Source organism: Pseudomonas sp. W2-17 (assembly GCF_041060445.1).
GTDB lineage: Bacteria > Pseudomonadota > Gammaproteobacteria > Pseudomonadales > Pseudomonadaceae > Aquipseudomonas.
Window position 1 is genome coordinate 353,528 of record NZ_JAUFNS010000003.1, and the last position, 12,283, is coordinate 365,810.

General features: G+C 61.8%; 5 protein-coding genes and 1 rRNA gene. 2 read left to right on the top strand and 4 right to left on the bottom strand.

Annotated elements, in window-relative coordinates:
- Nucleotides 1-43 precede the first annotated feature (43 nt).
- A complete protein-coding gene (locus tag QWI20_RS05700; protein WP_237254257.1) occupies nucleotides 44-862 on the top strand; it encodes an ABC transporter substrate-binding protein in 819 nt (272 codons plus the stop codon).
- A 159-nt stretch (nucleotides 863-1,021) separates the two neighbouring features.
- Nucleotides 1,022-2,572 (top strand): amino acid ABC transporter permease/ATP-binding protein, encoded by a 1,551-nt coding sequence (locus tag QWI20_RS05705; RefSeq protein ID WP_369304585.1) that lies wholly within the window; start codon nucleotides 1,022-1,024, stop codon nucleotides 2,570-2,572.
- A gap of 3 nt (nucleotides 2,573-2,575) precedes the next feature.
- Here QWI20_RS05705 and recD read toward each other — a convergent pair whose 3' ends face one another.
- The 4 genes from recD to rrf form a co-directional block, all read right to left on the bottom strand.
- Complete coding sequence (recD, locus tag QWI20_RS05710) at nucleotides 2,576-4,663, bottom strand: exodeoxyribonuclease V subunit alpha (protein ID WP_369304586.1); 2,088 nt, start codon at nucleotides 4,661-4,663, stop codon at nucleotides 2,576-2,578.
- On the bottom strand, nucleotides 4,660-8,358 hold the full coding sequence (gene recB / locus QWI20_RS05715; RefSeq protein WP_369304588.1) for an exodeoxyribonuclease V subunit beta: 3,699 nt from the start codon (nucleotides 8,356-8,358) through the stop codon (nucleotides 4,660-4,662). The genes recD and recB overlap by 4 nt, the downstream gene beginning before the upstream one ends.
- A complete protein-coding gene (gene recC / locus QWI20_RS05720; protein ID WP_369304589.1) occupies nucleotides 8,355-11,840 on the bottom strand; it encodes an exodeoxyribonuclease V subunit gamma in 3,486 nt (1,161 codons plus the stop codon). Before recC ends, recB begins: the two co-directional genes overlap by 4 nt.
- A 190-nt stretch (nucleotides 11,841-12,030) precedes the next feature.
- Nucleotides 12,031-12,146: ribosomal RNA gene (gene rrf, locus QWI20_RS05725) — 5S ribosomal RNA — on the bottom strand.
- Nucleotides 12,147-12,283: the final 137 nt, after the last annotated feature.

Below are 12,283 nucleotides of genomic sequence, written 5' to 3' on the forward strand. Positions count from 1 at the left end.
CCAGCACACCCAGCCCTACCTTCCTGACGTGGAGTCACCGACGATGCGCAACACTTTGAACACTGCTGTCCGCTTGACCGTGCTTGCCTCTGCCGTGCTCGGCGCATCCCTGGTTGCTGCAACCGCCGCGCAGGCTGCCACCACGGTGACGCCCGGGCAGTTCAAGGTCGGCATGGAGATCACCTATCCGCCGTTCGAATCCTATGACGAGAAGAAGAACGTCGTCGGCGCCGATCCAGACCTCTCGCGCCTGCTCGCCAAGCACATGGACCTCAAAGCGGAGTTTGTCGACACCAAGTTCTCCAGCCTGATCCTCAGCCTCAACGCCGGGCACTACGACGCGATCATTTCGGGGATGTACATCACGCCGGAGCGCCAGACCCAGGCCCAGACCATCCCCTACGCCGTAACGGGCGCGGCGATCATGGTGCTCAAGGACAGTCCGCTCAAACCCAAGGTACCGGAAGACCTGTGCGGGCTGAAAATCGGCCTGGAAAAAGGCACCACGTGGGTCACCCAGTTCAACAAGCTGTCCGCCGAATACTGCGTGCCGAAGGGCAAAGGTCCGGTCGCCGTCAGCGAGTTCCCGTCGGCACCGGAAGTGACCCAGGCGCTGCTGTCGGGCAACGTGCAGGCGCAGGTGGAAATCGACGGCGCCGCCGGCATGATTGCCGAACGCACCAAGGGCCGCGTAGTGGTCAGCACCGAGCATTCCATCTATCAGCAGACGCTTGGCATCTACGTGAAGAAGGGCAATGACGAGCTGTATCAGGCGCTGCTCAAGGCCTTCGACGAGACCAAAAAATCCGGCGAATACGCTGCGCTCTTGAAGAAATACAACCTGGAAGAGCCCGCCAACTGACGGCTTGATGCGTCACCCCTTGCAGGCGTGAGCTTGCTCGCGATTGGCCGTGCCATATGCGTTTCGGCTGTACCGAAGTCATCGCGAGCAAGCTCACTCCTACAGGGATCGCGTTTGATAAGAGAATCCCGCCGGGCCCCGCCCTGCTGAGGTGCGTGTATGCAATTCGAATGGTCCTACTTTTTTTCTCTGTTCTCGGTCGCTGACTTCTGGGAATCCTGCATCACCGTGATCGAACTCAGCGCCTTGGGCTGGTTCATCGGCATGCTGCTGGGTTTCCTGCTGGCCTCGGCCAAGCTGTCGACCGCGCGCTGGATCAGCGTGCCGGCGTCGATTTATATCTGGTTCTTCCGCAGTGTCCCGCTGCTGGTGCTGGTGGTGTTTACCTACAACCTGCCGCAGATGTTTCCGGTCACCCGCGACGTTCTTTCCAACCCCTTCTATTCCGGCCTTCTCGCGTTGGTGGTCACGGAAGCGGCGTACATGGCGGAGATACACCGAGGCGGCCTGATCTCCGTCGCGAAGGGCCAGAAAGAAGCGGGCCGCGCCCTGGGCGTCGGTCTGATCGGTATGCAGCGTCTGATCGTCATCCCCCAGGCATTCCGTATCTCCCTGCCGACGCTGGTGAATGAATACATCACCGTGGTGAAACTGACCTCGCTGGTGTCAGTGATTTCCCTGACCGAACTGCTGACTGTGGGCCAGCGCCTGTACGCGCAAAACTTCCTGGTCATGGAAACGCTGTCGGCCGTCGCGGTGTATTACGTGATGATCGTGACGGTGTTCGGCTGGCTGTTTCACTGGCTGGAGCAGCACCTGGAGCTGAGCAACCGCAAGCCCCAGACCCTCGACGACACGGCCCTGAGTAACCTGCGCGCCAGCCTGGTCGCGCAGCCCGCGCTAGTAGGCCAGCGGACAACAGGCCCGGGGTCTGCGCCGGCGCTGCAACTGGTCAACATCCACAAAAGCTACGGGCAGCATGAGGTGCTCAAGGGCATCAATCTGGAGGTGGACGCCGGTCAGGTGATTTCCATCATCGGCCCGTCAGGCTCGGGCAAGACTTCGCTGATTCGCACGGTCAACAGCCTCGAAACCATCGACAAGGGCGAGATCATCCTGTTTGGCGAGGGCTATATTCACGCCGGCGACAACCCCAACGCGCCGCAGATCCGCCGTGGCGTGCAGCGCATCGGCATGGTGTTTCAGAACTTCAACCTGTTCCCCCACCGCACCATTCTCGACAACGTGACCCTCGCGCCGCGTTATCACGGCCGCGACCGGGGCGTCAGCGAGCAGCGTGCCTACGCCCTGCTCGACAAGGTCGGGCTGCTGGCCCACGCACACAAATACCCGCATCAGCTCTCCGGCGGTCAGCAACAGCGCGTGGCGATTGCCCGGGCGCTGGCGATGGACCCGCAGATCATGCTGTTCGACGAGCCCACTTCTGCGCTGGACCCGGAGTTGGTGGGCGACGTACTGAAGGTCATCGCCGACCTGGCGAAGGAAGGCATGACGATGCTCATCGTCACCCATGAGATGGACTTCGCCCTGTCGATTTCCGACCGGGTGATCTTCATGGAGAACGGCATCGTGCAAGTCGACGCCGCGCCGCAGACGATTCTTGCCGATCAGTGTGGCGAGCGCGTGCGCAGGTTCATGGGGCTGGATCACGCCGTGACGCAACAAACGCCTTCGCTCAAAGAAGCCTGAGCCTCACAGCCCCAACATCAACCCGCTCAGGCGCTTGACCTTGCGCCGCAGCGCTTCTTCAAATACGCCCTGACGCGGCTCGATCAGGCTGAACCAGTGCTTGGCCCGGGTGATGCCGGTGTAGATCAGCTCCTTGGTCAGCACCGGGTTCAGCGCCTCCGGCAGAATCAGCGCCGTGTGCGCGAACTCCGAACCCTGGGATTTGTGCACCGTCATCGCGTACACCGTTTCCACGTCATTGAGCCGACTCGGCAGCACGAAGCGCACCCCGCCGCTGCCGTCGTTGCGCGGGAACGCGACACGCAGCGCCTGACGGTTCTCCTCGACCGGCCCCTCGGGCAGACGCAGGGCAATGCCGATGTCGCCGTTCATCAAACCCAGCCCGTAATCGTTACGCGTCATCAGCACCGGCCGGCCCTCGTACCACTGATGATCACTCTCGATCAGCCCGGCGCTGAACAACGTTTCAGTGATACGCCGATTCAGCCCTTCCACGCCCCACGGCCCTTTACGCACGGCGCACAGCAACTGGAACTCATCGAACGCATTCAGCACCTGCCGCGCCCACTCGACGCTGCGCGGGTCTTCGATCTGCGTCAGGTCTTGCGGCCGCTGCGCGTGCATCACGCCCAGATAGTGGCGATAGCCTTGCGGGCCATCGCCGTGACCGTCGAGCAGCAGTCGCGACAGGGCGCGGTCCTGCTCACCCTTAAGCACCAGGGAAAACAGGTCAGGGTATTGGCGAGCCGCGAGCAATGCGCGCGCTTCCTGGTCCTGCTGCTGATTGACCAGCTTGGCCAACTGACCGATGCCGCTGCCCGCGACGAAACGCCGGGAGTGGCGCAGCATCACCACCTGTTGCGCCAACGCGTGATGCTGATCGTCGCCCTGCTGCAAACCGCTTCTGGAAAGATCTTCGCCGCTGACCGATTCCAGCCACGCCTGGGTCTGCGGGCTATACATCCCCGCCTCCGCGTCGCGGCACAAATCGCCCAGCACGGCTCCAGCCTCCACCGACGCCAATTGATCCTTGTCGCCCAGCAACACCATCCGCGCATGGGGCGGCAATGCGTCGAGCAGGTTGGCCATCATTTCCAGGTCGATCATCGAGGCTTCATCGACCACAAGGACATCCAGCGGCAACGGGTTGCCCGCGTGATGACGAAAATGCCGTGTGCCCGGACGGCTGCCCAGCAACCGGTGAACCGTCGTGACTTCGCTGGGGATCTTCTGCCGCACATCTTCCGGCACTTGCAGCGACTGCACCTGATGACTGATCGACTCGGTCAGCCGTGCCGCCGCTTTACCGGTCGGCGCCGCCAGGCGAATGCGCAACGGTTTGCCGCGCTCAACCGCTGGCGATTGCAACAGCGCCAGCAACCGCACGACCGTAGTCGTCTTGCCCGTGCCGGGGCCGCCGGTGATGATGCTGAACGCGCCTCGGGTTGCCAGGGCGCACGCCAACTTTTGCCAGTCGATCAAGGCGTCAGGCGCATGGTTGGCCGGGCCGAACAGCGCATCCAGACGCTGGGGCAAATCGCTGAACCCCGTTTCCACTTGGGCCAGTCGACGACGCAACGCCGCATCGATCCGCCGCTCATACGTCCAGTAACGGCGCAGGTACAGGCGTCGATCGGATAAAACTAACGGCCTCTGCGCCGCCGCTTCGCTGACATCCCCGGCGTGAGCAACCAGCGCGCTGGCTTCCAGCGCCTTGCACCACGTCGCGCCGTCCAGCGACTTGAGCAGCGAGGACGGCAGCAACATCGGCGTCGACAACACATCCCCCTCGGGCGGCAGCGACAAAGCGAAGTCCGGCTCTTTCAGGGTTTCGTAGAGGTCCAGGCAGACGTGGCCGTGGCCCAACTGGTGACTGGTCAGCGTGGCGGCCAACAGCACCAGCGAATCGGCGGCAGGATCAAGATCAGCCAGGAACGCCACGAAGGCCTTGTCCAGCGCGCGCAACCAACCGCGTTCGACCCAGCGCTGCAGCAACAGCAGTAAATCCTCGACGCGGCTGAGGGGCTTCAGATCGGCAAGGCTGTCGGCGTCCAGCGCCGTGGGCATCAAGTGAGCGAAGGTGCGATTCATGGGAGGTCTCCTGACAGCACATCGGCCGCGATCGGCGCTCGACCCTGAAACAGCAGATCCAAGCTCTCGATCAGTTCGCGGGGCGGTCGGGTGAACCACGCCCCCTGACTCGCCGCACGACTGCCACGCACGAACAGGTACACCGCGCCGCCCATGTGCCGGTCGTAATCATAATCGGCGAGCCGCGCCTTGAGCTGACGGTGCAAGGCCAGCAGATAGAGCACGTATTGCAGGTCGTAGCGGTTGTCCAGAATCGAGTTTTCCATCGCCTGCTCGGTATAGGCATCGTCGTCGACGCCCAGCCAGTTGGATTTGTAGTCGGCAACGAAGTAGCGACCTTCGTGCTCGAACGTCAGGTCGATGAAGCCCTTGAACATGCCGTTCAGCGAGACCGTTTCTGCCGCCGCCCTCGGCGCACCGTTGTGGGTGTATCGGCGAACCAGCGCGTCCATCTGCGCCACATCGACTTTCGAGCAGGCGAACCAGAACTCCATTTCGACGCGGTACTGATTCGGCTGATCCAGTTCGCACAAGGCCATGGGCTGCACATCCGCGCCCAGACGCAGCGGCAGGGTCAGGAGATGCTGCAGCCAGTCGGTCAGCGTGTTGATCCAGCCTTTCCAGTCGCGCCGGTTGCAGCGTTGGGCGACGACTTTCTCAAGCGACAGCGGATCAGCAGCCGCTTCTGCAAAGCCCTTCTCACCGGCCCACTCCAACAGACCGTGCAGGAAGGTGCCGGGGTTGGGGCCACGCGGGAATCGGTGGATATCGCCGCCGCTGACCATCACCTCTCGCGGCGCATCCGGGTCGAGACGCTCATCGTCGAACAGCTTCTGCGCTTGCGGGCTGTCCGGCGACTGATCACCGCTGTCGGTGATGGTGTCGCCAATGCGCAACGCGCTGTAGGACGCAATCCACCAGTTCTCCCGGGCGCTGCGCCGGGGCACGCGCGGCTTGCTCAACGCGACCTCGTTGCGCGGCGCGCTGAAGGATTCGGTGGTGGGCAGTGGGACGGGTTCAACTTTCACGGCCGGGTGGTCCTCTGCCAGCGATCGCAGCCATTGGCCCAATGCCACTGACTCAGCCAGCTTCTGCCCGCCGCCGAGCAAGTAGCCCAGCGCCGAACGATGGAGTATCGAGGCGCTGTTGCTGCCGCGTTTGAGGTCGGCAACGCCCAGCCAGCATGCGTGTTGCGCGCGGGTCAGGGCCACATAAAGCAGACGCAGGTCTTCCGCCAAACGCTCGTCATCCGCCTGCTCGATCAGCGCCGGCGTGGGTTTGAGACTGATCTGCGCGTGGCCGGCGGCGTCGTGGAAGTGCAGCGGCAAACGGCTGCCGTCCACTGGCTTCGTCGAGCAGATGAAGGGCAGGAACACCAGCGGGTATTCCAGGCCTTTGGATTTGTGAATGGTCACGACCTTGACCAGTTGCTCATCGCTTTCGAGGCGCAGGATCTGCTCTTCCCCCGCTTGACCAGACAGCGCCAGATGCTCGCTCAAATGGCGAATCAAGGCCTGCTCGCCATCCAGCTCTGCGGCGGCCTGCTGCATGAGTTCGCTGAGGTGCAGCAGGTTGGTCAGCACACGCTCGCCATCGGTGCGCTGAACCAGCGCCTGCGGCAATTTGAAGTCGTGCAGCAGCCGCCGCAGCATGGGCAGCACGCCTTGGGTGCGCCAGATGCGTCGGTAATCGCGGAACTGCATGACGCGGTTTTCCCACGCCAGTTCGTCCTGATTCAACAACTCGAGTTCGGCCAGCGGCAACGCCAGGGTGATACAGGCCAAGGCCGCACGCAGGGTTCGCTCGGCGTCAGGCTCGGCGCAGGCCTTGAGCCAGGCGAGCAAGTCATGGGCCTCTTGCGCCGCAAACACCGAGTCCTTGTCCGAGAGATACACACTGCGCACACCACGGGCCGACAACTCGCCACGCACTGCCTGAGCCTCCTTGCCGTCACGCACCAGAATTGCGATGTCGGCAGGCAGCAGTTGTCTCAATGGCTCTCCAGCTTTGGCAAAGCCCGCTTGCCCTCGCTGGCCACCGTTGAGCAAACGCACGATCTCACTGGCGCAACTCGCCGCCAGTTGCTGACGATAGACCGTGCCCGACACCGGCTGATCGGTTTCCAGCTGCCAGACGTTGAGCGCCGCAAGCACCTGACCGTCGACCTGCAAAGTCTCTTTACGGCCCTGAGACCCGACCGCCAGAAACGGCACGGGATTGTCCTCGGGCGTGCGGAACAGGAAGGCACCGCGACCGGCCTCGCTCGTCTCCGCGCGCATGAACACGTGGTTTACTGCATCGACCATCGCGTGGCTGGAACGGAAGTTGGTGCCGAGCGTGTGCAACCGCCCGGTGGTGGCCTGTCGGGCGCGCAGGTAGGTATAAATGTCCGCGCCGCGAAAGGCGTAGATCGCCTGCTTCGGGTCGCCGATGAGGAACAGCCCGGTGCTTTCGTCATTGGCTTCAAGCCGGTAGATACTGTCGAAAATGCGGTACTGCACCGGGTCGGTGTCTTGAAATTCATCGATCAAGGCGACCGGAAACTGCTCGCGGATCAGGATCGTCAGGCGCTCGCCACCGCTTCCGCGCAGAGCAGCATCCAGGCGCAGCAGCATGTCGTCGAAACCCATTTCAGCACGGCGCCGCTTCTCTTCTTCGAAGCGGGCGCCGACCCATTGGGCCGCGTGTTCAAGCACCGCCGCATCGGGCGTTGGCAGCGTGTCCAGCGCCACCTTGAGCTCGACCATCGCTTCGAACGCGGGGTGCGATGGCGGATTGTTCTTCCACGCTTCGGCAATGCCGTCGGGCGTCAGCCGGGTGAAACCGGTGCCGAGGTCGAGTTGCTCCTGCTCATCGTCATTGGCCCAGGCAATCAGCTTGTCGAACCAGGGTCTGAAATAACGCTCCTGCATCTTGCGGCCATCGACCACTTTGCAGGCGACGCCGTCGATGCAGATCGCATGCAGCTCTGCGGCCCAGTTGGCCCATGGCGCCTTGAGCTGACGGAGGGTTTCACGGCGCTCCTGGATTGACTGCTCGATGATCTGCGTCGGGGTTTGCGTCACGCTGGCCCGTTCACTGCCGAACAACGCGCGAACTCTCGGCAGCAGCGCCCCTGGGCCGTGCCAGTTGTCGCGTACCCAGAGCAGCGCGTCACCGCCCATGGGGTAGCAGAACTTGCGCCAGTAATCGCGCAGCACTTCGCTCAGCAAATCGGTGTGATCGGTTTCCAGGCTCTGGGTGAACAGGCTGCCGCTGTCGAAGGCGTGCTCGCGCAGCATCCGCTGGCACCAACTGTGAATGGTCGAGACCGCCGCTTCATCCATCCACTGCGCCGCGATGTCGAGACGGCTGGCGCAGCCGGGCCATTGCTCAATGGCGAACTCGTCCCGCAAGCCAGCGATCAACGCGTCAGGCGCTTCAATTTCTTCACGGAAGAACCGCGCGGCTTCGGCCAGTCGCGTACGAATACGGTCACGCAGTTCCTTGGTCGCTGCGTCGGTGAACGTCACCACCAGAATCTGCGGCGGCAACAGCTCACGGCCGAAACCCGAGTCCTCGCTGCCATGCCCCAGCACCAGACGCAGGTACAGCGCCGAGATGGTGAACGTCTTGCCTGTGCCGGCGCTGGCTTCAATCAGCTGGCTGCCTTTCAGCGGGAAGCGCAGCGCCAGAGGTTGTTGTGCGTCACTCATGCGCCGGCCTCCTCGCGAGAAAGTGCCTGCCAGGGCGCTTCAAAAATCGGTTTGTACAACGCCTCGCACCATCCCACGAATTCCTCGCTGCCCAGCAACGCATCGAAGTCCGGGAACTGACGCGCCAGCGCTGTGCTTTCGGCACGCTCACCTTTGCTGTTCTGGCCATCGCCTTCATAGGCCTTGCGCGCGGCAGCTTCGGCTTTGATTTCATCGTTCTGTCCGAGCCAGGCAAATGCCGTCTTCACTGCAATCGGCAGCGGTCGCTGCATGCCTTGATGCCAGGCCAACAGCAGATCATTCAACGTGCGCGTTGCAGTGTCCTTGTCCAGCGGCGGCAGCAAGAGGGTTTCGTCACCCGCCACCAGCGCAGTGGTCAACGGCAGATCGCACGCGCAGGCCACCAGATGGTTCACCCAAGGCTTGGTCAGGCGATGCCATTTGCGCGTCTTCTTGCTGGCGATGGCATTCGGAATAGCGGTGATCGCGAGTAATTGATTCTGAGTGTTCTGATAAAGCCCATCGACCCAGCCATCGAGCTCGACGCCCTGATGCTGATAACTGACCGGCAGCGCGCTGTGCAGCCGCACCGGCCAGCGGATCAGCAATTCGTGATAGCGGGCGACGAGGTCGGGTAGCGGTTCGATCAGTTCATCCTGCAGCAACGTGCCGAACCCGGCCATCGGCAGCAAGCCGCTGCCCTGTAAGCGCGTTGCTTGAGCATGGAGCGATTCCTGAATGTCCTCGGGATCTGTGAGCGCCGCTTGCAACAGACTGTCGCTGAGGCCATAGCGCTCGAGCGCGTCGAGTACGAACGGCTCCTCGTCCGCCAATGGCGCTTCGGCGACTTCAAAGAATATCTTCAAGCGCTGACTGAAGAAGTGCTTCACCGGATTGCGCAGAAAATCCTGCAACTGCATCAGGCTAAGCGGCTCTTCCTGCTGGTGCTGTTGCAGCGCTTTTGTTTCGCCTGCTTCGGTGAGGGCTTCGTGCAGCACTTGCCACTCGCGGGCAAAGCTGAAGAACTCCGGGTTCTCCTGAAAGTACTTGGCACTGAACGGCTGCAGCGGATGTTCGACGGTAAGTTTGTGCAGCAACTGCTGGCCCGGATCACGCTTTTTATCGTCCTCGGGCTCGATGGCATCGGCCAGCCGCCAACCGCTGGACAGATGATCGCGCAGCTGCCCGATGAGCACCGAGGCCGGCCGCTCGGAGTTATCGCGAATGCTGCGGCCCACCCAGCTGATGTACAGCTGATCTCGAGCAGACAGCAGCGCTTCCAACAGTAGATAACGGTCATCCTCGCGCCGGGAACGGTCACCGGGACGGTAGTCGCTGCCCATCAAATCGAAATCCAGCGGCGGTTGTGCGCGCGGGTAATCGCCGTCATTCATGCCCAGCAGGCAGACAATCTTGAATGGAATGGCGCGCATCGGCATCAGCGTGCAGAAGTTGACCGATCCGGCCAGAAAGCGTTGGGACAACCGCCCTTGATCAAGCCCGGCCAGCCAGGCTTCACGCACGACCGTCAACGGCAATTCTTCTTCCAGTCCAACGGTCTCGCAGGTCTGTAGCCAGGTTTCTCGCAGGGTTTCCAGCTGACTGAGCAGGTAGTCGTCGTGCTCACTGTCCGCCATGAAGAACAGCTGCATGATCGCCTGAAGGCGCGCACCCCACATCGCGGGCGTCGCGGGTTGGGAAAGTTCGTTGTGCGCGACCTGAAGCGCGTCGATCAGGGACACCAGCGGGCCAATCAGGGCCGCATCCAGCCCACCGATTTCGTCATACGGCTGAATGCCCTCGTAGGCCGCACCCGCACCGACGGCGTAACCCAGCAACATGCGGCGCAAACCAAAATGCCAGCTGTTCTGCTCAAGCTGTTCCGGTAGCCCTAGCCCCTCACGCTGCTTCGCATTGAGCCCCCATCGCACACCTGCTCCCTCAATCCAGCGATGGAGGGTTGGCAGGTCTCGCTCATCAATGCCGAACCGCGCTCGTAATGCGGGGACGTCCAGCAGATCGAGGATTTCACTGACCGGGAATCGACTGTCCGGAATCTTCAGCAAGTGCTCGACGGCGATCAGCAGCGGATCACGGCCACGTTGGCCCTGGTCTGCGAGGGTGAAGGGGATAAAGCGGCGATCGTCGCGATCCAGTTGGCCGAATACCGCGCGAATGTGAGGGGCGTAGCTGTCGATGTCCGGCACCATGACGATGACGTCCCGCGGACGAAGGCCCGGATCCTTACTGAAGCGCGCGAGCAGTTGGTCGTGGAGCACCTCCACCTCGCGCTGGGCGCTGTGTGCGACATGAAAGCGGATCGAGCGGTCGGTCTTGATATCCACGGGCGGCCAGACTTCGCGGGTCTCGCTCAATGGGCGCAGCTCGAGAATATCGTCCTGGAGTTGATTCAGGAGCGTCGTGGGCTCGCTCTCGCTGAACAGGTCGATGCGCCCGTCGCGAAAGATCGAGCGGTAGCTGTTCGGGTCGTCATGACTGTCGAGCAGATTGATGTAGTCACGACCCTGCTTGCCCCAAGCAGCCAGCAAAGGGTGAGCGTGCTGGTGCAGCGCATCAGGGTTCAGCACCACCGGCATGCCGGGTTTTCGCGATTGGCGTTTGTATTCGTGACGCAGGAGATCCTTGTCAGCCACGATATCTGCCCAGTGATGGCGGCAAGGGTTGTGAACGCAGAGCAGGACCTGACTGAAACGGGCTAGCCCGGCAAGCGCCTCCAATGCCTGGGCAGGCAAAGAGGAAATACCGAAAACAATCACTCGCGCCGGTAAACCGGCCGGCGCCTCACTCAAACTATTGATGCGTTCGATGTATCGCTGATGCACGCCAGCCCGGCTCTGAGCCATGCCCTCTGCCCCGACATCATGGAGCAGCGCACGCCACAGTTCGGCTTGCCAGCAGTTCTCTGCTTTAAGCGGCTTTGCCTCTCCCCGACCGGTCCGGAGTTGATGCTTGCCCGCAGCCCAATCCTCCAGCCAGTCGGCGCGGTACACCTGATATTGGTCGAACAGATCGGCAAGCCGCTCGGACAACTGATAGCGCTTGCGCAGGTCGGTGTCGGCTGTCAGGAATCGCTGCAGCGGCTCGAAGTGTGGCTGATTGATAAGGCCGGGCAATAGACGCATCAAACGCCAAGTCAGGGGAGCCTTATCGAGCAACGAGGTTTCCGGAATCTCTGCCTTGCCCAACACCGCACGGTACAGCTGCCACATAAAGCTGCCAGGGAGCTGCACATCGATCGCAGCGGCAATCCCGCAGCCACCTTGATCGTCGTCCTGTGCATCTTCCGCCAAGGCGAGCTTCAGCCACTGCGCAATACCGTTGCTTTGTACCAGCGCTACTTCGTTTTCAAGGGGCGTCAGGGGGTAACGCCGCATCCATGACACCACAAGGCCACGCAACTCATCCAGGCGATTCCCATGGACCACCATAAACCCGGGGTTGAGATTGGATGTCACCGGCATAGCTGCGTCCCTTGGTCTTTCAAAAGAGGGAGAAGACTAACAGAGGGGGAGGATTCGTTATCTGTCGATCTTGTCAGGGCGACGGGCAACTGCGCTCACCCGCTGTTCGTGTGGTGAGGATGACTGCCCGCTTTTCCGCGCGCAAAAACAAAACCCCATCTGCTTTCGCAAATGGGGTTCTGGAATTTAATCTTGACGATGACCTACTCTCACATGGGGAAACCCCACACTACCATCGGCGATGCATCGTTTCACTGCTGAGTTCGGGATGGGATCAGGTGGTTCCAATGCTCTATGGTCGTCAAGAAATTCGGGTACTGACTCGTTCCTGGGAACGCTTCAGCAAATCGGGTATGTGATCAAGGTGTCATTTGTGTGTTCGCAAACTTTCGTCTTCATGCGTCTTCACACACCGCAACCTGCCGTCTTTCTGCAGATTGCTT